Annotated in this window: 17 protein-coding genes; 8 read left to right on the top strand and 9 right to left on the bottom strand. The window is 73.7% G+C overall.

Translation table 11 applies throughout. The annotated features are described in order from the left end of the window. Positions 1–449: 449 nt before the first annotated feature. Together ACSUPR_RS10540 and ACSUPR_RS10545 are read left to right on the top strand one after the other, a co-directional pair. A complete protein-coding gene (locus ACSUPR_RS10540) occupies positions 450–3,077 on the top strand; it encodes an ATP-binding protein (RefSeq protein WP_436890964.1) in 2,628 nt (875 codons plus the stop codon). Next, positions 3,058–3,735 (top strand): response regulator, encoded by a 678-nt coding sequence (locus ACSUPR_RS10545; RefSeq protein WP_436890965.1) that lies wholly within the window; start codon positions 3,058–3,060, stop codon positions 3,733–3,735. Before ACSUPR_RS10540 ends, ACSUPR_RS10545 begins: the two co-directional genes overlap by 20 nt. A gap of 15 nt (positions 3,736–3,750) precedes the next feature. Here the strand turns inward: ACSUPR_RS10545 and ACSUPR_RS10550 are convergent, their stop codons facing one another. Continuing rightward, positions 3,751–4,683, bottom strand: coding sequence for an aminoglycoside phosphotransferase family protein (locus tag ACSUPR_RS10550; protein WP_436890966.1), 933 nt, complete (start codon positions 4,681–4,683; stop codon positions 3,751–3,753). A 339-nt stretch (positions 4,684–5,022) separates the two neighbouring features. After that, positions 5,023–5,700 (bottom strand): sirohydrochlorin chelatase, encoded by a 678-nt coding sequence (locus ACSUPR_RS10555; RefSeq protein ID WP_436890967.1) that lies wholly within the window; start codon positions 5,698–5,700, stop codon positions 5,023–5,025. An 813-nt stretch (positions 5,701–6,513) separates the two neighbouring features. Here ACSUPR_RS10555 and ACSUPR_RS10560 point away from each other — a divergent pair. The 3 genes from ACSUPR_RS10560 to ACSUPR_RS10570 all read left to right on the top strand — a co-directional run bounded on the left by ACSUPR_RS10560 (position 6,514) and on the right by ACSUPR_RS10570 (position 9,130). Continuing rightward, on the top strand, positions 6,514–7,329 hold the full coding sequence (locus ACSUPR_RS10560; protein WP_436890968.1) for an aminoglycoside adenylyltransferase domain-containing protein: 816 nt from the start codon (positions 6,514–6,516) through the stop codon (positions 7,327–7,329). An 80-nt stretch (positions 7,330–7,409) separates the two neighbouring features. Further along, on the top strand, positions 7,410–7,961 hold the full coding sequence (gene def / locus ACSUPR_RS10565) for a peptide deformylase (RefSeq protein ID WP_436890969.1): 552 nt from the start codon (positions 7,410–7,412) through the stop codon (positions 7,959–7,961). A gap of 188 nt (positions 7,962–8,149) precedes the next feature. Then, positions 8,150–9,130 carry a coiled-coil domain-containing protein gene (locus tag ACSUPR_RS10570; protein WP_436890970.1) on the top strand — a complete coding sequence of 327 codons (981 nt, stop codon included), beginning with the start codon at positions 8,150–8,152 and terminating at the stop codon, positions 9,128–9,130. Here ACSUPR_RS10570 and ACSUPR_RS10575 read toward each other — a convergent pair. The 3 genes from ACSUPR_RS10575 to ACSUPR_RS10585 all read right to left on the bottom strand — a co-directional run bounded on the left by ACSUPR_RS10575 (position 9,117) and on the right by ACSUPR_RS10585 (position 13,107). After that, positions 9,117–10,292 carry an MFS transporter gene (locus tag ACSUPR_RS10575; protein WP_436890971.1) on the bottom strand — a complete coding sequence of 392 codons (1,176 nt, stop codon included), beginning with the start codon at positions 10,290–10,292 and terminating at the stop codon, positions 9,117–9,119. The two genes, ACSUPR_RS10570 and ACSUPR_RS10575, sit on opposite strands and share 14 nt — an antisense overlap. Positions 10,293–10,314: 22 nt before the next feature. Then, entirely contained in the window at positions 10,315–11,094 is a 780-nt protein-coding gene (locus ACSUPR_RS10580) for an alpha/beta hydrolase (protein WP_436890972.1), read from the bottom strand. Positions 11,095–11,181: 87 nt separating this feature from the next. Further along, complete coding sequence (locus ACSUPR_RS10585; protein ID WP_436890973.1) at positions 11,182–13,107, bottom strand: CPBP family glutamic-type intramembrane protease; 1,926 nt, start codon at positions 13,105–13,107, stop codon at positions 11,182–11,184. A gap of 178 nt (positions 13,108–13,285) precedes the next feature. On the opposite strand from ACSUPR_RS10585, the gene ACSUPR_RS10590 reads away from it, so the two are divergent. Next, on the top strand, positions 13,286–15,436 hold the full coding sequence (locus tag ACSUPR_RS10590; RefSeq protein WP_436890974.1) for an elongation factor G-like protein EF-G2: 2,151 nt from the start codon (positions 13,286–13,288) through the stop codon (positions 15,434–15,436). A gap of 3 nt (positions 15,437–15,439) precedes the next feature. On the opposite strand, the gene ACSUPR_RS10595 is transcribed toward ACSUPR_RS10590, so the two are convergent. Further along, positions 15,440–16,162 carry a M48 family metallopeptidase gene (locus tag ACSUPR_RS10595; protein ID WP_436891955.1) on the bottom strand — a complete coding sequence of 241 codons (723 nt, stop codon included), beginning with the start codon at positions 16,160–16,162 and terminating at the stop codon, positions 15,440–15,442. A gap of 87 nt (positions 16,163–16,249) precedes the next feature. Continuing rightward, positions 16,250–17,986 (bottom strand): amidohydrolase, encoded by a 1,737-nt coding sequence (locus tag ACSUPR_RS10600; protein ID WP_436891956.1) that lies wholly within the window; start codon positions 17,984–17,986, stop codon positions 16,250–16,252. 545 nt (positions 17,987–18,531) lie between these two features. Between ACSUPR_RS10600 and ACSUPR_RS10605 the strand changes: the two genes are divergently transcribed. After that, a complete protein-coding gene (locus tag ACSUPR_RS10605; protein ID WP_436890975.1) occupies positions 18,532–19,689 on the top strand; it encodes an acyltransferase family protein in 1,158 nt (385 codons plus the stop codon). Positions 19,690–19,765: 76 nt separating this feature from the next. On the opposite strand, the gene ACSUPR_RS10610 is transcribed toward ACSUPR_RS10605, so the two are convergent. Further along, on the bottom strand, positions 19,766–20,701 hold the full coding sequence (locus ACSUPR_RS10610) for a CDP-alcohol phosphatidyltransferase family protein (protein ID WP_436890976.1): 936 nt from the start codon (positions 20,699–20,701) through the stop codon (positions 19,766–19,768). 231 nt (positions 20,702–20,932) lie between these two features. On the opposite strand from ACSUPR_RS10610, the gene ACSUPR_RS10615 reads away from it, so the two are divergent. Further along, entirely contained in the window at positions 20,933–22,372 is a 1,440-nt protein-coding gene (locus ACSUPR_RS10615) for a GuaB1 family IMP dehydrogenase-related protein (RefSeq protein ID WP_436890977.1), read from the top strand. A gap of 90 nt (positions 22,373–22,462) precedes the next feature. Here ACSUPR_RS10615 and ACSUPR_RS10620 read toward each other — a convergent pair whose 3' ends face one another. After that, positions 22,463–23,239 carry an endonuclease V gene (locus ACSUPR_RS10620; protein ID WP_436890978.1) on the bottom strand — a complete coding sequence of 259 codons (777 nt, stop codon included), beginning with the start codon at positions 23,237–23,239 and terminating at the stop codon, positions 22,463–22,465. Positions 23,240–23,452 lie beyond the last annotated feature (213 nt).

Genomic DNA, 23,452 nt, shown 5'->3' on the forward strand with positions numbered 1-23,452 from the left:
CCCGGTGCGCCCGGGCCGGGGCGCGGGTGCGCCCGGGTACCCGCCCTGGGGGTGGGGGCCGCCGGGAGGGAGGGGCCCCTGCGGACCGCCGGGGTGGCCGGGGGCACCCGGGAACCCGGGGCCGCCGGGAGGCGGGAACCCGCCCTGCGGCGGCTGATGGGGGTGTCCCGGCGGCACGGGGCCGTGGGGGCCGACAGGACCGCCCTGCCGGGGGTGGTGGCCCTGGTTCGGGTCCGGGAAGCCGTGGGGCGGCTGAACCGACATCGAGGGGAACTCCAAAGCACTGTGTTCGGGGGAGCGGGCGCACGGGACGCGCCCTTCATGACACGGCGTTCCGCGCGGTGCGCGGAGCGCTGTCACAGGTTTTCACGGATCGCCCGCCCGCCCCGGCTCCGCGGGGCCCCGCTTTCCGGCCGGAACCGGCCACGCAGCGGTGCGGGGGCCCGACAATGGATGCCGTGGGACGAGGAAAACTCCGCATCTACCTGGGTTCGGCCCCCGGGGTCGGCACGACGCACAGTGCCCTGGCCGAGGCCTGCCACCGGGCCGAGGACGGCGTGTCCGTGGTGGTCACGGCGGTCGACACGCACCGGCGGGAGCGCACGGCGGCGCTGCTCTCCCGGCTGGAGTCGGTGCCGCTCCACCCGTCGGGATCGGTCGACACGGCGGCTGTGATATCCCGCACGCCCCGGCTGGCCGTGGTGGACGACCTGGCGCGGCCCAACCCGCCCGGCTCCCCCAACCCGACCCGCTGGCAGGACGTCGAGGAACTGCTGGAGGCCGGGATCGACGTGCTCTCCACCGTGGGCATCCACCACCTGGAGTCGCTCAACGACGTCGTCCACCAGATCACCGGTGTCCGCCCCGACCGCACCGTCCCCGACCACGTGGTGCGCCGGGCCGCCGAGGTGGAACTGGTCGACGTCACCCCCCAGGAGCTGCGCCGCCGCATGGCACACGGCGACATCCACCCGGCCGAGCGGGTGGACGCCGCGCTGTCCGACTACTACCGCGAGGGCAACCTGGCCGCTCTGCGCGAGCTGGCGCTGCTGTGGACCGCGGACCAGGTGGAGGCGGGGCTGGCCCGGTACCGGGGCGAGCACGAGATCCGCCGCACCTGGGAGGCGCGCGAGCGGGTCGTGGTCGCGCTGACCGGCGGGCCCGAGGGCGAGACGCTGATCCGCCGGGCGGCCCGGGTCGCCGCCCGCTCCCGGGGCGGGCACCCCCAGCCCAGCCACCTGCTGGCCGTGCACGTCGTGCCGCCGCAGGGGATCGCCCGGGCGCCCGGAGACGACCTGCTGCGCCAGCGGCGGCTGCTCGCCGAACTGGGCGGCACCTACCACCAGGTGGTGGCCAACGACGTGCCCACGGGGCTGCTGGAGTTCGCCCGGGGGGTGCACGCCACCCAGATCGTGCTGGGCTCGTCGCGGCGGCGCGCCTGGCAGTACATGTTCGGACCGGGTGTGGGCGCGATCGTCGCCCGCGAGTCCGGTGACATCGACGTGCACATCGTCACCCACGAGGAGGTGGGCAGCGGCCGCTGGCCGCTGCCGCCGCCGGGCCGGGGGCTGGGCGAGCACCGCAGGCTGGCGGGCTGGTCGCTGGCGCTGCTGGCGCCCACCCTGATGTCCCTGGTGCTGGCGCTGCCGCCGTTCTCCGACAGCGGCCCGGCCTCCGACGCCATGCTCCTGCTGCTCATCACCGTGTCCACGGCGGCGGTCGGCGGCCTGCGCCCGGCGCTGGTGTCGGCGCTGTGGAGCGCGCTCCTGCTCACCGCCCTGCTGTCACCGCTGCACGGACGTCCTCCGGTGTCGGTGGACAACATGCTGGCGCTGGTGGCGTTCACCCTGGTCGGCACGCTGGTGGCGATCGTGGTGGAGATGGCGGCCCGCCGTTCGGCGCAGGCGGCCCGGGCCAGGGCCGAGGCCGACGCGGTGACCCTGCTGGCCGGCAGCGTGCTGTCCGGACACGAGCCCCTGCACGCGCTGCTGCGGCGCATCCGGGAGACCTTCGGGCAGCGGTCGGCGACCCTGCTGGAGCGGGTGGACACCTCTCCCGAGGGCGGGGGCGGCGAGGACGAGGGCGGCCCGCTGGACGGCGAGCGGTGGCGGCCGGTGCACAGCGTCGGCTCCCCGGCCGCCGACTCCCCGGAGGAGGCGGACGTGCTGGTGTCGATCTCCGACAACCTGGCACTGGCGCTGCGCGGGCGGGTGCTGCCCGCCGCCGACCGGGGGGTGCTGCGGGCGTTCGCGGCTCACATCGGGATCGCACTGGAGCACCAGCGGCTGGAGTGGGACGCGGCCGAGGCCCGGCGCCAGGCGGCGGGCAACAAGATCCGCACCGCCCTGCTCGCCGCGGTCTCGCACGACCTGCGCACCCCGCTCACCTCGATCAAGGCGAGCCTGTCGAGCCTGCGCGCCACCGACATCTCCCTGGCCGAGGAGGACCGGGAGGCGCTGCTGGAGACGGTGGAGGAGTCGACCGACCGGCTCAACCGCCTCATCGACAACCTGCTCGACATGAGCCGGGTGCACACCGACAGCGTGCGGCCCAAGCTGGGTCCGGTGGGCCTGGAGGAGGTCGTCCCGATCACCCTGCTGGGGCTGCCGCACGGCGCCGTGACCGTCGACGTCCCCGACTGCCTGCCCCGGGTGGTGGCCGACGCCGGGCTGCTGGAGCGGGCGGTCGCCAACGTCGTCGCCAACGCGGTGCGCCACAACCCCGACCCGCGCGTCCCGGTGCTGGTGGCGGCCAGCGCCCACGGCCCCAGCGTGCAGCTGCGGGTGGTGGACCGCGGGCCCGGCGTCTCCGACGAGGGCAAGCAGCGGATGTTCGAGGCGTTCCAGCGCCTGGGGGACGCCCCGCAGGGCACGGGGGTGGGGCTGGGGCTGGCCGTCGCCCGTGGTTTCGTTGAGGCGATGCACGGCTCCCTCGCCCCCGAGGACACCCCCGGCGGCGGACTGACGATGGTGTTCACCCTGAGGGCGGTGGAGCCGGGCGGCGAGGAGGCCGCGACCGGCATCGACGGCACGGACGACGAGAGCGCGAGGGGGACCGATGCGGGTCCTGGTCGTTGACGACGACATCCAGATCATCCGGGCCATGACGATCAACCTGCGGGCGCGCGGGCACGACGTGGACACCGCCGCCGACGGCGCCGGGGCGCTGCGGCTGGCCGCCGAGCGCCCCCCGGACGTGGTGCTGCTCGACCTGGGCCTGCCCGACATGGAGGGCCTGGAGGTCATCCGGCGGCTGCGCGGCTGGTCCCAGGTGCCGATCATCGTGCTGTCCGCGCGGCACTCGGCCGGGGAGAAGGTGCGCTGCCTGGACTCGGGCGCCGACGACTACGTCACCAAGCCGTTCGGGATGGACGAGCTGCTGGCCCGGATGCGGGCGGCCGAGCGGCGGTCGGTGCGCGCGGAGGAGGCGCCGGTGGTCCGCACCGACTCCTTCAGCGTGGACCTGGGCGCCAAGCGGGTGGTGCGCGGCGGCGAGGAGGTGCGGCTCACGCCCACCGAGTGGCACATCCTGGAGATCCTGGCCCGCAACGCCGGGCAGCTGGTGAGCCAGCGCCGCCTGCTGCACGACGTGTGGGGTCCCGCCTACCAGAGCGAGACCAACTACCTGCGGGTGTACATGGCGCAGCTGCGCCGCAAGCTGGAACCCGATCCGGGCCGTCCCCGCTACCTCATCACGGAGGCGGGCCGGGGGTACCGGTTCGAGAACACCTCCTGATCCGGCGGCCGGCGGTCAGCGGGCGGGGGCCGGGTCCCCCGCCGCCAGTTCCATGAGCAGGTCGAACTCCTCGGGGTCGACGCGGCCCCGGTTCACCTTGGCGACGGCCAGGCAGGGCGCGAAGGCGGCCACCCACTCCATCATGCGCTCGGCGTCCACGTCGGTCACGCGGGCCAGGACGGACACCCGGCGCTCCACCTCGGCGCGGTCGCGGGCCTTCCACATCGCCCAGTCGACCGCGTCGACGGCTCCGTCCCCCAGGCAGCCGCGCGGGTCCAGGGCGACCAGGCCTCGCTCTCCGCCGTCGATGACGTTGCCGGGGTGGAGGTCCCCGTGGAGGGGGACGCCGCCCTCGCGCCCGTTGGCGAGGTCGCGGGCGCGGGCGAAGGCGCGGTGCATCACGGAGGCGGGCACCGCCTCGGCGGCCGGGCCCTCGGCGCGTTCGCGCTCCCACAGGTCGAAGACGAACTGCACCCGGGAGGTGAGCGGTGGCAGCTCCATGAGCTTGCGGCGCGGCACCTCGGCCGCGTGCAGGTCGGCGATGAGCGCCCCGACGGTCTCCATCGGGGGGACCTCTCCCACGGCCGCGACGGTGTCGCCCTCCACGCGCTCCATGAACACCGCGCCGTGGCGGGGGTCGAGCCCCCACACGTGCGGGACCCGTCCCGTGTGCTCCCACAGGCGCAGCAGCCCGGCCTCGGCGACCGCCAGGCCGCTGTCCGGGGAGAGCTTGACCACGCCCGCGCGCCCGTCCTCGCCCAGGACGTGCAGGACCACCGAGGTGCGCCCGTGGGGCGCCGACCCCTCGACGGTCAGTCCCCACTCGGCGGCGAGCTTCTCGACGACGGAGGGGAGTTCGGCCAGCCACTCGCCGACGTGGACGCCGAAGCGCCGTTCCAGACGGCGGCGCTGCCGCTCGTCGACGAACTGCGTCGTGACGTCGTTCATAGGTCCACCTTCGGTCCGCTCACGTCGATGTCCACCGCAGTCGGGCCGCCGACGCGCGAGCGTATCCGGGGCCCGGGCCGTTCACCGGTTCCGTGCGCCCCGCGAACCGGCCGCGCGGCCGGAGAGGGGCGCGTCCGGGCGGTCGTGCGCACCGGCACGGAACGGGGCCGTGCCGCGGGTGCGGGGAGTTCCCGCCCTAGAGGCACATACCCAGACCTGCCGACCGGGTAACGGACCGGGGCCGCCGCGGGACCGGCCGGCACGCCCGGGCGCGCCATCGCCGCCCTCGGAATCCATCATGTCACCCCGGGTGGGATCCGCACGGTCGTTCCGCACACCTCATACGAGCCGTCCCTTGGCGGCCCGGTGCTGGGCCAGGAGCGTGTCCACCACCAGCTCCGAGGGCCACAGCGGTGCGGTGATGGCGGTGACGTCGAGTCCCCGCAGGAGGTCGAAGTCGGGCCCGTCCACGAGTCTCCAGGCGGCGACCGCCACGTTCTCCTGGCCGTCCCGGCGCAGCCGGTCGACCGCGTCGAACACAGAGGGCGCCCAGGTGCGCAGGTAGCCGACCTGTACCGGCGAGCCGAGGCGGCGGCTGAGCATGCGGGCCACGTCCATGACCACCTGGCGCTCCTCGGTGCCGGTGGTGCCGTCGGCGGCCAGGACCACGCCGTCCCGGCTGCTCCAACCGGAGTCGGACAGGCGGGCGGCCAGGTCGGCGACGATCGAGGGCACCGCGCCCAGGGGCGGGGTGTGGCAGGAGTTCTCCATTCCGCCCAGGACGAGGCGGGAGAGCAGGTGGGCGCTGGCGACGTCCCCTCCGGCGACGAACGCCGGCACGACCACCTTGGGTCCGCGCACGGAGCGGAGGGCGGCGGACACCTCGTCGGGGCTGCCGAAGGCGGCCGTGACGGGCGCCTCGCCCCGGTCGGCCACCGCTTCGGCGAGGCCGCACAGGGCCTCCCTCCGCTGGGAGTCACGCGAATCATCGGCTACGAGGACCATCGTCGGGACCATGTGCGGCTCCTTCGTCGTCTTTTCGGATCGCTGCCGTCGCCTGCGACGGTAAAGTGGCACGGTTTCAGGGGGGTGGCCCCGTGTTACGCGCAGGAAAACAGCTGACAATGGCTGTGATGGTTATCACCGGAAGATCTCTTGGTGAACCATAACAATCGTCGAAAAAACCGGGCCTGTCCACTTCTCGGCACAGTGGTCTACACCTCATCGGATCCCCGACCCCACAAGGTTTCACGCGCCCCGAACCCCTTCATGGCACCCCACCTGGACGGATGCCGCGGCCGCCGACGGGCCACCGTCGCGGCCGACCGGCGGAGTGCGGCCGACGCCACCCGGAAGGAGCGCCGGCCGGAACTCCGGAATTGGCCCGCGAGTTCTCTGGAGAAATCTCCGGCAAAGGAATTCCCATGCATCCGCCCCGTGCGGATGCACGTGCTGCAGAATGTGCGGCCCGCTATCACCTGATATGACACCCTAATGGCACTGGGTACCGATTTCCTGGCGAAAGCCCGGAAAGCTACCGGGCACACCTTTCGCGGAACTCCTTTAGCAGCACCATAGCGCCCTTGTCAAGGGTACAGACTCCCCTTTTTCGCCCTGGACCGCGCACCACTCTTCCCGTGGGGGCAGGGTGCGAGTGCGGCGCCATCACTTGCCATCGGTCCGCGGGGGGACCCACACTGGAAAAGGGAGCACGGGTGTCACCGCAGGCCCAGGGGTCGCAACGGCCCCTCCCGGTGCCTCATCCCCGGAGCCCTCACTCCGGGAGCGTGCTCCCTGGCAAGGCACCGAATCGTCCAGACTGGAGTGAGCATGGCCGTCCACCCTCGGGTACGGACACTCGCGCAGACCTTCCTCGAGCACGCCGACCGGACCTCCCCCGGTCTGGTCGAAGGCCTCTACCTGACCGGTTCGGTGGCCCTGGGCGACTTCCGCCCCCACGCCAGCGACGTCGACTTCGTCGTCGTCACCTCCCGGCGCCCCGGCCCGCAGGAGAACGACCTCCTGCGCCAGGCGCACGCCCGCACCCGCGCCGACGTCCCCAGACCCCAGTTCAACGGCATCCACGTGACCTGGGAAGACCTCACCCGGGACCCGACCGCCTGCGGCCCCGCCCCCTCCGTCACCGGCGGCCGGTTCCGCACCCGGGCCACCGCCGACGTCAACCCGGTCACGTGGCACATCCTCGCCTGCCACGGCGTCACCGTGCGCGGCCCCCATCCGCTCGAACTCGACGTGTGGGACGAGCGCGAGAGCCTGCGCACCTGGTCCCTGGGCTCCCTCGACGAGCAGTGGCGCCGCTGGCGCGAGAAGGCCGGCCGCCTGGTCACCCCGCGCGGCCTGGCCGCCCTGGGGTCCCTCGCCCCCTCCTGGAGCGTGCTCAGCGTCAGCCGCCTGCACTTCACCCTCAAGACCGGCGAGATCACCTCCAAGTCCGGCGCGGGCGCCTACGCCCTGCACGCCTTCCCCGAGCGCTGGCAGCGCATCGTCAACGAGTGCCTGCGCGTGCGCCGCGGCGGCGGCGCCCCCTCCCTGTACGAGAGCGCCCTGGCCCGGCGGCGGGCCGCCCTGGACTACATCGAGATGGTCCTCGACGACGCCCTGCGCCCCGGCCTGGCCGCCGCCTGAGCGCGGAGCGGCCGCCGGGGGCCGGCAACGGCCGGCGCACACCCGGAACGGCCGCACGGGGCACCCATTACCCTGAGGGCATGACCCTGCGCCCCATCGTCCGCTTCGGCGACCCCGTCCTCGTCACCCCGACCACGCCCGTCACCAAGTTCGACCGGCACACCGAGGCCCTGGTCAAGGATCTGCTGGACACCGTCGACGCCCCCGGCCGCGCCGGGGTGGCCGCCACCCAGATCGGGGTGGGCCTGCGGGTGTTCAGCTACAACGTCGAGGGGCGCATCGGCTACGTCATCAACCCCGAGCTCGCCGAACTCTCCGAGGAGACCCAGGACGGCGAGGAGGGCTGCCTGTCCATCCCCCGGCTCTGGTACCCCACGGTGCGGGCCATGCGCGCCGTGGTCACCGGGGTCGACCTGCGCAACGAACCCGTCACCGTGTCCGGCGAGGGCCTCATGGCGCGGGCCCTGCAGCACGAGACCCAGCACCTGGACGGGGTGCTGTACATCGACCGGCTCACCCCGGAGCTGCGCAAGAAGGCGCTGCGCGACATCCGGCGCTCCGACTGGTTCATGCCACAGGACGAGCCCCGGCCCTCGGGTCCCCTGCCGAGCGCCTTCGGCGGAATCGGCTGAACCCGACGCGAAAGGGGTCACTCCGGTCCTTCGGTACGGGTATCTTCGGACACATCCCCGCGCACTCCCCCACAGTCCCGTGAGTCAACGCACTAGGCATGTAACGCCACGATCTCATAGGGTCGGCTGAGCATCCTCCGCCACGGTGCCCCCGTCCGGATGCCCCCTGACCCTCTCTCGGAGCAGACATGACACCCACGCCCCGTTCACGGCGCGGTAGGCGCGCCGTGCTGTCGCTTGCGGCCGCCGTCGCCGCCCTCACCGTCGCCCTGCCCGGAACAGCCCTCGCAGAGCCGGACGACGACGAAGTGGACATCGAGGAGCTGGAGAAGCGCGCCGAGGAGCTGGAGGAGACCTACCAGGGCGAGCTGCTGCAGTTCACCGAGGTCAAGGAGCGCGTCGAGAAGGCCGAAGAGGACCTCAAGGAGATCGAGGAGCGCCTGGAGGGCTCACGCGAGGGCGTGTCCGCCATCGTCGCCACCCAGTACAAGTCCGGCAACAACGGCTTCGACCCCGCGTTCTCCGTGATCTTCTCCAGCGACCCCGAGGACGTCTACGGGGACGCCGCCACCCTCAGCTACCTCGGCGAGAGCCAGGCCGAGCAGATCTCCGGCCTGCTGGAGACCCGTGACGAGGCCCAGGAGGTCCGCGACGAGCTCCAGGGCGAGCTGAAGGACGCCGAGGAGCTCATCGAGGAGCTCGAGGAGCAGAAGGACGAGGTCGCGGCCAAGATCGAGAAGTACGAGGAGGAGCAGGTGCCCGAGCCGCCCGCGGGCGGCGGGGGCGGCACCGGTGGCATCCCGCAGAGCGCCGTCGGCAGCGGGTGGGAGCAGACCACCCCGCGCATGGCCGCGATCCGCGACGAGATCATCCGCAGCGTCGGCGTCCCCCTCCCCGTGAGCTGCTGGCGCAGCAGCGCCGACGACCACGGCGAGGGCCGGGCCTGCGACTTCATGGTGAGCTACGGCACCCACCCCTCGGCCGACAACAAGGCCTGGGGGCAGCGGATCGCCGACTACGCGATCAACAACGCCGACCGGCTCGGCGTGGAGTACGTGATCTGGGAGCAGCGGATCTGGCACTCGGGCAACCGCCAGTGGCGGTTCATGAACGACCGGGGAAGCATCACCCAGAACCACTACGACCACGTGCACATCACCGCCTACTGAGCCACGCCAGGGGCAGGACCGCCGCCAGCGCCACGGTCAGCACCGCGAAGGCGGGACCGTAGCCCAGGGTCTGGATGAGCAGTCCCAGCACCACCGCCCCGGCCCCGGCCCCGGCGTCGTAGCCGATGTTCCACACCGCGCTGGCGCGGCCCTGACCGGCCGCGCCGGCGCGGTTCAGCATGAGGGTGACGGTCTCGTTCTGGACCGCGCCGAACCCCAGGCCGAACAGGGCGGCCCCGGCCAGGGCCCAGGCCGCCGGACCCCCCAGGCCCACCGCGATCAACGCGGTGCCGCAGACCGCGACGGCCGCCCCGGGGAGCAGGAGCAGCGTGCGGCCGTAGCGATCGTAGGAGAAGCCGGCGCTCCAGCGGCCGGCCACCACCAGGGCCGCGTAGGCGGCCAGGGAGGCCCCCGCCAGCCAGGGGGTGTCCGCCAGGGGCACCGCGACGAAGGTGACGATCGCTCCGGCCGAGGAGGCGGTCAGCAGCATCAGCACCAGCGGGGCGGCCAGCGAGGCGCCGCGGTCGGCTCCCCGGGCGGTCCGCGGCACCGGCGCCAGCAGCGGCCGGTTGCGGCCGCCGTCGGCGAACCAGATGCCCGCCGACAGCGCGGCGCCCGCCAAGGAGCACAGACCGGTGAGCCAGAACGCCGTGTCGAAGCCGAGATCGAGCGCCAGGGCGACGCCGCCCGGCAGGATGACGACCTGGGGCAGGCCCACCGCCAGCCCGTAGTAGCCGGTGGCCCGGCCCACCTGCCCGGGCGGGACCAGCCGCGCGGCCAGTGCCGTTCCGGCGACGCTGACCATGCCGAAGCCCACCCCGCGCACCGCGGAGATCGCGATGAGGGGTGCCAGGTCGGTGCTGAGGGCGAACAGCGGCGTGGGCAGGCCCATGATGAGCGAGCCCACCGGGAAGGCCCAGCGGTAGCCGCCGCGCTCCAGTATCCGGGGCATCGCCAGCTGGGTGAGGACCGTGGTGAGCATGAACACGGCGGTGGTGGCCCCGGCGCCGAACTCCCCCGCCCCGCCCCGGACCGCCCACAGCGGCACCAGGGGCAGGACGGCGGCGAAACCGCACAGCCCGACGGCGGTGGCGGCGATGAGCAGGGCGAAGCCGCGGCCCCTGAGTCCGGGGGCCGTGCCGGCGGCAGAGGAGGGGATCATCCTCTCTTTCTAGCCCATGGCGTCAATCGGGGGAGAGGCGATCCCTCAACCACGAGCGCAGCCTGAGCGTCAGCTCCGGGGAGACGGCCCGCTCGGCGTGCCCCATGCCGGGAACGAGCCACAGTTCCTTGGGCTCGGCGGCCGCCTCGTGGATGGCGGTGGCGTGGGAGGTGGGGAAGTAGGTGTCGGCCTCGCCGTGGACCACCAGCAGCGGGGCGGGCGAGACCTCCCCGGCGATCTCCCGGGGTTCGGCGGGGCGGGTGTCCCAGCTGCGGTCGGCGACGCGGACCCTGCGGAAGCCGCGCAGGAAGAGGCGGCCCGCGGTGCGGCCCACGCCCAGGTGGATCAGCCGCATCCGGCGGGTGCCGCGGTAGTACCAGCGGCTCGGGGCGCTGATGGAGACCACGGCGGCCACGCCCTTGTAGATCGCGGCGTGGCGCACGGCGACGGCGGCGCCCATGGAGAAGCCGACCGTCGCGATGGAGGTGTAGCCGAGGTCCCGCAGGTGGGCGACGACGGCCTCCAGGTCGTGGATCTCGGCGTTGCCGACGGTGCTGTGGCCGCCCGAGCGGTGGTGGCCGCGGAAGTCGAAGGTCATCACGTCCGCGATGGAGCCCAGCGCCTCGGCGAGGGCCCGGGTGTGGGGGCTGCGGTAGCTGCCGGTGAAGCCGTTGGCCAGCACGACGGCCGCGGTGCGCCCGGGCGCGCCGCGCAGCAGCACGGAATCGATGCCGACACCGTCGGCGGTGGTGAGCCAGTAGCGGTGCGGGGTGAGCTGCGGGTGGTCAATGGCATCGGACACGTTCACATCGTGCCCGATCCGTCCCGGTCCGGAAACCCGTGCCGACTGTGTCGGACGCAACGCCCCGTACCGGAACCGCCGGTGCGGTCAGGGCTGTTCGCCGTAGCGCCGGTCGATCCACTCGTCGGGGTAGAGCCGACGGTTCCCGCCTTCCCCGGGGGCGTCCCCGGCGAGGAAGTCCCCGCTCCCGCCCGGTTCCCCGGGGCGGTACCCCCCGTCGGCCGGGCCCGGCCGTGGTCCACCGAGCGGGTCCGCGCCCCGGCCGGGCACGGCGGGCGGGGGGCCGCCGTGGGGGTCGCCGCCCCAGGAGGAAGCGGGCGGCTGCGGCCCGGAGGCGTGCGCACCGGGCCGGTACGGCGCCCCGTCGAAGCCGGGCGGGCCCCCGGCCGGGGCGCCCCAGGGGGGCGCGGGCGGCCGCGGCCCGGGGTCCGTACCGTGGGCACCGGGCTGACGAGGCGCCCCGCCGAAGGCGGGCGAGCCCTGCGCGGGAGTGCCCGGCCGGCCGCCCGGGGGCGCTCCGGGGTTCGCACCCGGAGCACCGAGAGCGTGGGGGCCGGGCCGGTTCTGCGCTCCGGAGGCGGGCGGGCCCCCCGCCGGGGTGTCCCAGGACGGGGCGGCGGACCGGGGACCGCCGTGGGGATCGGAGCCCCACACCGGAGCACCCGGCTGCGCACCGGTACCGGCACCGGGCGCACCCCCGCCGTGGCCACCGGACCCGTACGGCGCCGTGCCGGGGGCGGGCGGAGTCCCGGCCGGGGCGCCGTGGGAGGCGTCGGCCGGCCGGACACCGGCGGTCCCTCCGGGCACTCCCCCACCGGGGGCACCGGCCTGGTACGGCGGTCCTCCGGAGGCGGGCGGGCCCTCCGCCGGGGTGTCCCAGGACGGGGCGGCGGGCCGGGGACCGCCGTGGGGATCGGAGCCCCACACCGGAGCACCCGGCTGCGCACCGGTACCGGCACCGGGCGCACCCGCACCGTGGCCACCGGACCCGTACGGCGCCGTGCCGGGGGCGGGCGGGCCCTGCACGGGGGCGCCCGGTGCGAGCACGGCGGGCAGGGACGCCGGCGCCTCCCCGGCCGCGTCCACGGCGGTGGCGGGCTCGGGGCCGTCCGGACCGGGACCCCCGTCCTCGTCCTCGGGGCCGTCGTAGTCCTCGTAGTCCTCGTAGTCGTCGTAGGCGTACGACTCCTCGCGCAGCCGCGCCGGGGGGAACGCCAGCGACCGCAGGTTCAGCGCCACGTGCACCAGCACCGGCACCCACAGGCTCCCCGTCCCCAGGTACAGCACCACGAACAGGGTGCCCGACGCCCCCGCGCTGACCAGCCCCCACCAGCCCTGGTACAGGTAGGCCACCGCGAAGAGCAGCACCGACAGCACCGCGCCGACCCACAGCGGCACGCCCATGCTCGCCAGCAGGCCGATGAACAGCCCCCGGTAGAGGAGTTCCGCGCACAGCCCGCCGGTGACCGCGGCACCGATCGCGGCCAGGCGCTCGTTGCGCGTGTAGGGGATCAGCAGCCAGCGGTCCCGCTCGGGCTCGGGCAGGGACACCGGCCGGTCCGCGGCCGCGCGGCGGCCGCCCCCGTCCCTGCGCCCCCCGGACGCGGCGGCCCCCCTGCGCCCCTTGGCCCGGCCCCGGGGCAGGCGGTCCCTGATCCCGGCCGGAACGCCGTTGACCAGCACCCACAGGGCGGCCAGGGCGAGCAGGCCGCCCAGTGCGCCGCCCAGTACCGGCCCCAGCGCGTGCGGCAGCCGGAGCCCGAGGTCGGAGGCGGCCAGCCCCGGGGAGGTGAACAGCACGGTCACCACCAGCACGCCCCACAGCGCGTGCACACCCATCGTCACGGTGTGCACTCTGACCAGCGCGTTCGCGTCGGTATCGCGACGCCGGGACAGCCAGGCGAAGGTCCGCCGGCCGAGGAGGGGCTCGCCGAACGCCGCGAAGAAGAGCAGCAGGACCGTCAGCAGGGTCCCCGCGAGGCTGAACTGAGGAAGTGTCTCGGACCATGGCACGGGGCAATAGTAGGGGTCCGAAACGAGTCATAGAGCACATGCCGGGCAACGGAATCCGTCGGCCCCTTGTGGTTCTCCCGACCAGGGGCGACCGTAGAGAGTGTCGCAGGTCACATTGAGATCGGTGGCCGCCGCCCGGGGCGGCCCCGCGAGGATCCCGAAGGGCAGGGCAGTGGGGATGGTCGATCGAACCGTAGTCGTACCGAGGGCCGCGGGGCCCGCACAGATCCGCAACATCGCACTGGTCGGCCCGGCGGGCGCCGGGAAGACGAGTCTGGTCGAGGCCCTCCTCTCGGCGGCCGGGACGATCCACCGGCCCGGCAGCGTGGAGGAGGGCACGACCGTCAGCGATCGTGACGAGGTCGAGATCCGCCAGAAGCGCTCGGTGCACCTGACCCTCGACCCCGTCATGGTCGGCGACGTCAAGGTGAACCTCCTGGACACCCCCGGCTACGCCGACTTCATCGGCGCCATGCGCGCCGGGCTGCGCGGCGCCGACGCCGCGCTGTTCGTCGTCTCCGCCCTGGAGGGGGTCGACGGCCGCACCCGGGTCCTGTGGGAGGAGTGCGCCGCGGTGGGCATGCCGCGGGCGGTCGCGGTCACCAAGGTGGACCACCCCCGCGCCGACTTCGAGGACGTCGTCGCCCAGTGCCGCGAGGCCTTCGGCGACGGTGTCCACGCCGCCTACCTGCCGGCCTTCGAGGGCTCGGGCGAGGACCGGCGGCTGGTCGGGCTGTGGGGCCTGGTCTCCGAGCGCTACCACGACTACGACTCCGGACAGGGCGGCTCCCCGCCGGAGAACCTGAGCGACCGGGCCGCGGCGCTGCGGGAGGCCCTCGTGGAGGAGGTCATCACCGAGAGCGAGGACGAGGTCCTCATGGAGCGCTACATGGAGGGCGGAGCGCTCGACCCGGACCTGCTCATCGCCGACCTCCAGAAGGCGGTGGCCGCGGGCGGCTTCCACCCGGTGCTGGCGATCGGCACCACCACCGGTGTGGGGGTGCGCGAGCTGCTGCGCGAGCTCCCGGTGTCCTGCCCGGACCCGACCCGCCGCCCCTTCCCCGAGGTGGTGGACCCCCAGACCCGACCGGTGCCCGGCCTGTCGTGCGACCCGGACGGCCCGCTGGTGGCGGAGGTGCTGGCGACGGCCAGCGACCCCTATGTCGGCCGCACCAGCCTGGTCCGGGTGTTCTCGGGGACGCTGGCCCCGGACTCGGTGGTGCACCTGCACGGCCACGGCGTCAGGTCGGGGCTGTCCGGCTCGGACGAGCTGGACACGGCGGGACGCGACGGGCGGGTGGGCACCCTGTCCGTGCCGGTGGGCCGGGAGAACCACCCGGCCGGCGCGGTGGGTGCGGGCGACATCTGCCTGGTGGCCAAGCTGCCTGACGCCCGAACCGGCGACACGCTCTCGTCGCCGGAGCGCCCGCTGCGGGTGGCACCGTGGCGCTTCCCGGAACCGCTGCTGCCGGTGGCGATCGCCGCGGCCTCCTCGGCCGACGAGGACAAGCTCTCGCACTCGGTGGCCCGCCTGCTGGCCGAGGACCCGTCGCTGAGGGTGGAGGTGAACCCGGAGACCCACCAGATGGTGCTGTGGACCCTGGGCGAGGCCCACCTGGACGCGGCCCTGGACCGGCTGGAGCACCGGTTCGGGGTGCGGGTGGAGACCGCAGAGGTGCGGGTTCCGCTGCGCACCACCTTCTCCTGCCCGGCCGAGGGCATGGGCCGCAACGTCAAGCAGAGCGGCGGGCACGGGGAGTTCGGCATCTGCCGGATCAAGGTGGAGCCGCTGGAGTCGGGCGCGGGGCTGGAGTTCGTGGACAGCATCGTGGGCGGTGTGGTGCCGCGCCAGTTCATCCCCTCCGTGGAGAAGGGGGTGCGCGCCCAGATGGCCGACGGAGTGGACGCCGGCTACCCGCTGGTCGACATCCGGGTGACCCTCTACGACGGCAAGGCCCACTCGGTGGACTCCTCCGACATGGCCTTCCAGAAGGCGGCCCGGCTGGCGCTGAAGGACGCGGCCGCCGCCGCGGAGCTGGCGATGCTGGAGCCGGTGGACACGGTGGAGGTCGAGGTCGACGACGAGCTGCTGGGCACGGTGATGAGCGACCTGTCCGCGCGGCGCGGCCGGGTGGTGGGCTCCGAACCCGCCCCGGGCGGCCGGGCGGTCATCCGGGCGGAGGTCCCGGAGCTGGAGATCACCCGCTACGCGGTGGAGCTGCGCTCGCTGTCGCACGGCACGGGGGTCTTCACCCGCCGCTACCTGCGCCACGAGCCGCTGCCTCCGCAGGTGGCGGCCAGGCTGCCCCGGCAGCGCGACGACTCCTGAGCCTCAGAACACCCGCCCGGGCCGGCTCCGGTCGGCCAGGGCCGCGAACCGGAACGTGTTCACCGGGTGGCTGGACAGGAGGTTGACCAGGAGCACGAAGAACCCGGCGTCGGTGCGGGCCCGGTCGGCGATGTCCTGGAAGTCGACGGCCGGGTACAGGTACTTGCCCGCCGCCATCACCCGGAAGCCCTGCATCCCCTCGGGGCAGAACGCGTAGGCGTGGTTGTCGGCGGTGTACTCCTGCGCCCTCCCCAGGGTGCTGCCCACCCCGGGGATGACGTTGGCGACGGAGATCCCGAACTGGCGCCAGAACGACGTGTGCCCGGCGGCGATGTGCCCGACCTCGTGTCCGATGAAGAACCGCAGCGCGTCGGGGTCGCCCAGGCGCACGCCCACCTCGAACAGGTCGCTGTTGAGGGCGACGTAGCGCCGCGACCCGTGCCCGGAGGCGAAGGCGTTGAGCACGCCGTTGCCGGGCACGATGTACGCCTCCGGCACCCGCCGCATGCCGAAGGCCCTCGCGGCCTCGGCCACCATCCGGTGAGCCTCGGGGAACTGCCCCTCGGTGATCCGCACCCCGTTGACCCGCTGGCGCGCGTACAGCTGGCCGCGCACGAAGTACACCAGTGCGGGGATGCTCAGCAGCAGCAGCGGCTCGTTGGGGTCGCCGGAGTAGGCACGGCTGACCGCGCCCACCACGGCGAACAGGGTCACTCCGACGCACATCGCCAGCAGTGGGACCTCCCGGGGGTGGCGCAGCGCGCGGGCCACCCGGGGATCGCCCCAGCGGCGGGGGAGGACCCCCACCCCGGGTCAGTGCCGGTAGTCGGAGCCGGGTCGGTCCTCGTCGGGCCCGGGGGGCGGCGCGTGGTGGGCGCTGCCCTGGGGCGGCGGCCCGCCGAACGCCGGTCCCGCCGGGGGCCGGCGCGGCTCGTCCTCCTCGTCCAGGAACGCGGCCATGTCCGCCGAGAGGGTCGACTCCTCGACCTTCTCGTTGCGCCACTCCTCGCGCAGTTCCTCGTCCTGGGCGTCGAACACGGCGCCCATGTCGGCGTTGTGGGTGGAGTCGGCCGACTCGGGCGCGTCCCAGGTGGAGGCGAGGAAGGCGCTGTCGTAGGCGTCGTTGTAGTCGCCGGCCTCCTGGGCCCCGGAGGGCCGCCCGGGCGGGTCGGCGGCCGGCGCGTCGTGCGCCCCGGCCACGTCGGTGGCGGGCACCGGCACCGGCACCGGCACGTCGTCGGGGGCGGGGCCGGGGAACACCGCGCCGGCCGGCGCGGGCGCGGGCGCCTCCCGGCGGTCGCTGCCCAGGTAGGACAGGGCGGCGACGGTGAGGGCGGCCAGCCCGGCGCGCAGGGACGGCTCGCGGGCGGGCGCGAAGAACGGCGAGTGGTTGCTGGGGACGTTGCCGAGCTTCTCGTAGGGGGTGTCGCCGGGGGCGGAGTCCCACACGTCGTGCGGGGTGGCGCCGACGAACCAGAACACGTACGGGATGGGCTGCGGGTCGTCGGGCAGTCCGTAGTACCCGAAGTCCTCGGTGGACGGGGACGGGTCGGGCAGGTGGATGACGTACTGGTCGCCGAAGTAGGCGCGGTGGGCGGAGGCGACCGCGGAGACGGTGTCGGGGTCGTTGCGGGTGACGCCGGCGCCCTGGAAGCGCTCGATCTCGGGTTCGCGGACGGCCCCGGAGGCGGCGGCCTCGGCGCGCACGATGCGCTCGATGGACTCCTCCAGCCGGGCGGCGACCGCGTCGTTGAGGGCCCTGGTGTTGATCTCCAGGTAGGCCTCGTCGGGGATGATGTTGGCCTTGGTCCCGGCCTGGATGCGGCCGACGGTGAGGACCGCCATCTCGCTGGGGCTGACCTCGCGGGAGACCACGCCCTGCAGGCGGGTGACGATGTTGGCGGCGATGAGCACCGGGTCGACGGCGGTGTGCGGCTGGGACGCGTGTCCGCCCTCGCCGTGGACGCGGATCCGGTAGGAGGCGGAGGAGCCGAGGATGACACCGGCGCGGTGGGAGATGAGCCCGGCGGGCTGGGGCCCCAGGTGCTGGCCCAGGATGACGTCGGGGCGGCCGAAGCGCTCGTAGAGCCCGTCGGCGAGCATCCGCTGGGCGCCGTCGAGGGTCTCCTCACCGGGCTGGGCGACGATCATCACGGTGCCGGACCACTCCTCGCGGGTCTCCGAGAGGAGGTCGGCGGCGCCGACGAGGCAGGCGGTGTGGGCGTCGTGGCCGCAGGCGTGCATGACGGGGACCTCGGCCCCGTCCTCGTCGGTGGTGCGGGTGGTGCTGGCGTAGGGCAGCCCGGTCTTCTCCTCGACGGGGAGCGCGTCCATGTCGGCGCGGAGCATCACCGTGGGGCCGGGGCCGTTGCGCAGGATGCCCACGACGCCGGTGCCGCCGACGCCCTTGTGGACCTCGTAGCCGGTACGGTTCAGCCATTCGGCGACGCCGCTGGCGGTGCGGTGCTCCGCGTGGGAGAGTTCCGGGTTCTTGTGGAGATCGACGTAGAACCCCTCCACGAGAGGGAAGAGCTCGTCGAGGAGTCGCATGACCACGCCCCCGTGCTGGGCTGCACGGTTGGGGTCCACCGCGTGCGGCACGGTATTCCACCGCCTTCTTCATACTCGACCGGGCTTGTCGCGCCCGGCGGGCGCCACCTGACGGCACAGCTTATCGGCGTGACCGCCGCGCCCCCACACTGACATGTTCGGGCCGGTCCGCACCACTGCGGGGCTCCCGGAGTGCGGTCCGGTGACTCGGATGGGTTAGTGTCTGCACACGGAACGGCGTCTTCCCGCCCGAAGAACTCCCACAGGCCCCGTGAGCCCCTTTCCTCCACGTTCGCACCACGGAGCCGGGAGGAGCCGTGGAAGTTCCCGTCGAATTCCGGTGAACCGCTGGCATACTTCCTTACATCACAGTAAGGTAACGCAGCACGAACCGATTCATCCGATGTTCCGGTGCCTCCCCTCGCGCGCCACGCGGCACCGCAACGCCCCGAACGGCGCGGGAACCCCCCGCCCGGGCCCGGGGCAGAAACCGCACAACGCCCTGAGAAGTCCACCGACCCCGGAGTCCACTCGTGGCCTCATCCATGACCAGACCGGAAACCGACCGCACGCAGCCCGGCCCGGGTACCACCGCCCGGGCGGAGAGCGGCGCGGCCGCCGGGGCGGCAGACAAGGCCCCCCACCGCGACGCCCGCCTGGACAACGCCAAGTTCCTCCTGATCGTCCTGGTCGTCGTCGGCCACGCGATCGAACCGCTGCGCGACATCACGTTCGTCAGCGCCCTGTACTACTGGATCTACTTCTTCCACATGCCCGCGTTCATCATGATCAGCGGGTATCTCTCGAGGTCCTTCGACGGGTCCTCCAACCGCGTGGAGAAGCTGGTCCTGACCGTCGCGGTCCCCTACCTGATCTTCTGGACGATCCACCAGTCCATCTACACCGTCGAACGCGGCGGGCTGGGCGACTCCCTGTCGCTGCTCAAGCCGACCTGGACCCTGTGGTTCCTCGTCGCGCTGTTCCTGTGGCGGCTGAGCGTCCCGGTGTGGAAGCGCCTGCGCGCGCCGGTCCTCATCGCCTTCGCGATCTCGCTGTTCGCCGCCACCACCAGCCTCAGCGACACCCTGTCCCTGGGCCGCGTGGTGAGCTTCCTGCCCTTCTTCGTGCTGGGCCTGACCCTGCGCCGCGAGCACTTCGCCTGGCTGGACAGGCTGTGGGTGCGGCTGGTCTCGCTGGCCGTGCTGGGCACCACCGCCGTGCTGGCCGTGCCCATCTCCGACCGGCTCAGCCGCGACTGGCTGTTCTGGCGGGACAGCCTGACCGACCGCGACATCGACCCGCTGATGCCCAGCCTGGGCCTCCGGCTGGCCTTCATGGGCCTTGCCCTGGCGATGAGCATCGCGTTCCTGGCGCTGACCCCCAAGAGGCGGACCTGGTTCACGTCGCTGGGCGCGTACACCCTGTACGTCTACCTGGGCCACTCGGTGGTGTTCATCCTGTTCAAGGCGTCCCCCTGGTACGACGTCATGGACAACGCGGTCGGCGCCGCCCTGACGATCGCCATCGGGCTGGCGGTGACCCTGCTGCTGTGCACCCCGTGGGTGCGGGCCGCCATGCGCTGGGCGGTGGAGCCGCAGATGTCCTGGTTCCTCAAGCGCGAGGAGCCGCGGGCGCCCGAGGGGTCCGCGGACCGCGGCGACGGCGCCGCGGAGGGCGGGCGGAAGACGGCCGCCGGGGCCTGACCCCCGCGGGGCCGACACGGTGAAGGGGCGGTGCGCCGACGCGCACCGCCCCTTCACCGTTCCCCGGGCCGGCGGTTCAGCTGCCGCCGACCGGCGCCCCCTGGGAGGCCGCCCCGGCGGCGATGAGCTCGCGGCGGCGCACCTCGAAGCGGCGGGTGTCCTTCCACAGCCTGGCCACGAGCACGACCTCGAAGAAGGCCAGGGCCAGCACGGAGAACACGGCGATCGGCAGGATGAGGTCGTTCAGCGGGGTGAACAGGGAGACCAGCACCGTGATCGGCGCGACCACGCACAGGAACATCTCGTACTCGATGCCGCTGAACAGGTGCGGGCGCACGCGGTGGGCCAGCAGGAAGTGGCGCACCCGGCCGTAGAGCCCGCTCGGCGCGGGGGCGTCGGCCCGGGAGTCGGCCACGGAGTCGTCCTCCGGGCTGTCGTCGCCCAGGACCGAGGCGGCGTCGGCGCGCAGGCGGTCGGTGTCCCCGGCCAGCTCGGCCAGCGTCTGGCGCATGCCGCGGCGGGTCTTGGCGACCTGGGAGCCGTTGAGGTAGCGCAGCAGGTCGAAGAAGACGATGACGGGGGCCGCGATCAGGTAGGCGACCTGGCCGGTCACCACCCACTGGCCGACGAGCAGCGCCATGACGCAGCCGAAGAACCGGATCCGGTCGAACACGAAGTCGACCCAGCTGCCGAAGACCGAGCCGGTGCCCTTGAGGCGGGCGATCTTCCCGTCCATGCAGTCCAGCACGAAGCTGAGGTGGAAGAGCAGGGCGCCGGCCACCAGCCAGGCCCAGTCCGCGCCGACCCCGGTCGCCGGCATGACGAAGCTCACGGCCGACAGCAGGCCGAGGATCCCCGCCCCCAGGGTCAGCTGGTTGGGGGTGATGTCGGTGCGGTTGGCGGTCCACACCACCAGTCGACCGGCGAGCGGGTCGACCAGGAAGACGGTCCACCAGGCGTCCTTCGCCTTGTAGGTCTCTTCCTTCACCTGCGCGAACGTGAAACGCGGCATGCGTGTGTCTCCAGGAAAGCGGCGCCCCGCGCACCCGCACCCTGCGACAGCGGTCGGCCAGGGGCGGGGGGAGAGGCCGTGTCGGCGGGAATCGAGTCATCATGCCAGATGGGGGGTCGTCCGAGCCAATCGTTGACGGCATACTTGACTGGTAAGAGGGGGATCAACAGGCGGCCGTGTGCGCTGGCACCGGATGGTCCACCCCCTTCGGTCTCGACCGAGGTAGAGGCATTGCGTTTTCTCAACGACCAGGCGCCCCAGCAGGACCTGACCTACAGCGACGTGTTCATGGTCCCGAACCGGAGCGCCGTGGGCTCCCGGCTCAGCGTGGACCTGTCCTCGCCGGACGGCACCGGCACCACCATCCCGCTGGTGGTGGCGAACATGACGGCCGTGGCCGGCCGCCGGATGGCCGAGACCGTCGCCCGGCGCGGCGGTGTCGCGGTCATCCCGCAGGACATCCCGCTGGAGGTGGTCTCCGACGTCATCTCCTGGACCAAGCAGCGGCACCTGGTGCACGACACCGCCATCACCCTGAACCCGGGCAGCACCGTGGGCGAGGCCCTCAACCTGCTGCCCAAGCGGGCGCACAACGCCGTGATCGTCGTCGACGGGGCCCGCCGCCCGGTCGGCGTGGTCACCGACGCCGACTGCGCGGGCGTGGACCGGTTCTCCCAGCTGCGCGACGTCATGTCCACGGAGCTGGTGACCATCCCGGCCGGCACCGACCCGGAGGCGGCGTTCTCGATCCTGCACGAGTCCCGGCACCGGCTGGCGCCGGTGGTGGACGGCGAGGGCGCCCTGGTGGGCGTGCTGACCCGCACCGGGGCGCTGCGCTCCACCCTGTACAGGCCCGCCGTGGACGGTCGGGGCCGCCTGCGCGTGGCCGCGGCCGTGGGCATCAACGGCGACGTCGCGGGCCGGGCCGCCGAGCTGCTGGCCGCCGGGGTGGACACCCTGGTCATCGACACCGCGCACGGCCACCAGGAGAAGATGGTCTCCGCGATCGCCAAGGTGCGGGCGCTGTCCCCCTCGGTGCCGATCGTGGCGGGCAACATCGTCACCGCGCAGGGCACCCGCGACCTCATCGAGGCGGGCGCCGACATCGTCAAGGTCGGCGTGGGCCCGGGCGCGATGTGCACCACCCGCATGATGACCGCGGTGGGCCGCCCGCAGTTCTCGGCCGTGCTGGAGTGCGCGGAGGCCGCGCGCGAGCTGGGCCGGCACGTGTGGGCGGACGGCGGTGTGCGCCATCCGCGCGACGTGGCCCTGGCGCTGGCCGCGGGCGCGTCCAACGTGATGATCGGATCGTGGTTCGCCGGCACCTACGAGTCTCCCGGCGACGTCATGCGCGACGCGGAGGGCCGCCAGTACAAGGAGAGCTTCGGTATGGCCTCGGCGCGCGCGGTCCGGCTGCGCACCGCCGACGACTCGCCGTTCGAGCGGGCCCGCAAGGCGCTGTTCGAGGAGGGCATCTCCACCGGCCGCATGTACCTGGACCCGGAGCGCCCCGGGGTGGAGGACCTGATCGACCAGATCATCGCGGGCGTGCGCAGCTCCATGACCTACGCGGGCGCGAGCACGCTGGCGGAGTTCCACGAGCGCGCCGTGGTGGGCGTGCAGAGCTCGGCCGGCTACGCCGAGGGCCGCCCGGTGCCCACCAGCTGGTGATCCGCCGCCGGTGCGCCGGCACACGGACACGGACATGAGGAGGGGAGGCGCCGCGGCGCCTCCCCCCACGCGTGTCCGTGCCCCGCGGCCTCAGTTCCCGGCGGCCGTGCGCGCGGCCAGGACCTGTTTGCGGTGCTCCCCGCACAGCCGGTCGGCGTGGCGGACCGGCTCGGGCACCCGGTAGCGCGGCGACAGGCGCATCACCAGGTCGGCGGCGCCCTCCAGGTCCACCCGGTGCCCGACGGAGACGTAGACGGGCTTGACGCCGGTGCGGGTGCGCAGGACCCGGCCGATGACCTCGGCACCGCCGGCGGCCAGGGCGGCGGAGTCGGGGACGACCTCCGAGCGCCCGGCGACCATGGGGGTCCACGACCCCCGCTCCTCCCCCGGGATCGAGTGCCGGCCGTAGAGCACCGACTTGGCCGAGCCGACGACCGGCAGGTCGAGCAGGACCCCCAGGTGGGAGGCGACCCCGAGGCGGCGCGGGTGGGCCAGCCCGAACCCGTCGCACAGGTACACGTCGGGTGTGGTCTCCAGCCTTCCCAGGGCCTCCAGCACCGGGGGAAGCTCCCGGAAGGAGAAGAGCCCCGAGATGTACGGGAAGGACACCTCGGAGGCGATGGCGACCGACTCGACGACCTCCAGGGTGGCCGCGTCCAGCACCACGGCCGCCGCGGACAGCGCCGAGTCGTCCTTGGCGTAGCTGACGTCGAGCCCCGCGACCGTGCGCACCGCCGCCGCGTCGAGCGGCTCCTCGCGCACCAGGGAGGCCTTGCGCCGCTGCAGGGCCACGGCCTCCTTCGGGTCGCTCGGCCAGTTCTCCGGGTCGTCCAGGGCCCGGCCGACCCGTTCGGCGATATCCGACACTGAAGCCTCCCTCTCTCGGACTCGGCCCGCCCGCGGCGGGCCCCTCCGCCCATCCAACCGCACGCCCGCCGCTCTGCGCCGCCCCGCGCCGCCGTGCGGGTCCGGCGGGCCCGGAGGCCACCCGCCCGCCAAATCCTCGTGCGTTCCCCACCGGCGCAGCGTGCGTCGCGTTGTGCGCGGGGTCACGGCCGCGGATGCTCGAAGCGGCCGGTC

Origin of the sequence: Nocardiopsis dassonvillei (genome assembly GCF_964273065.1) — a bacterium.
Lineage (GTDB): Bacteria > Actinomycetota > Actinomycetes > Streptosporangiales > Streptosporangiaceae > Nocardiopsis > Nocardiopsis dassonvillei_B.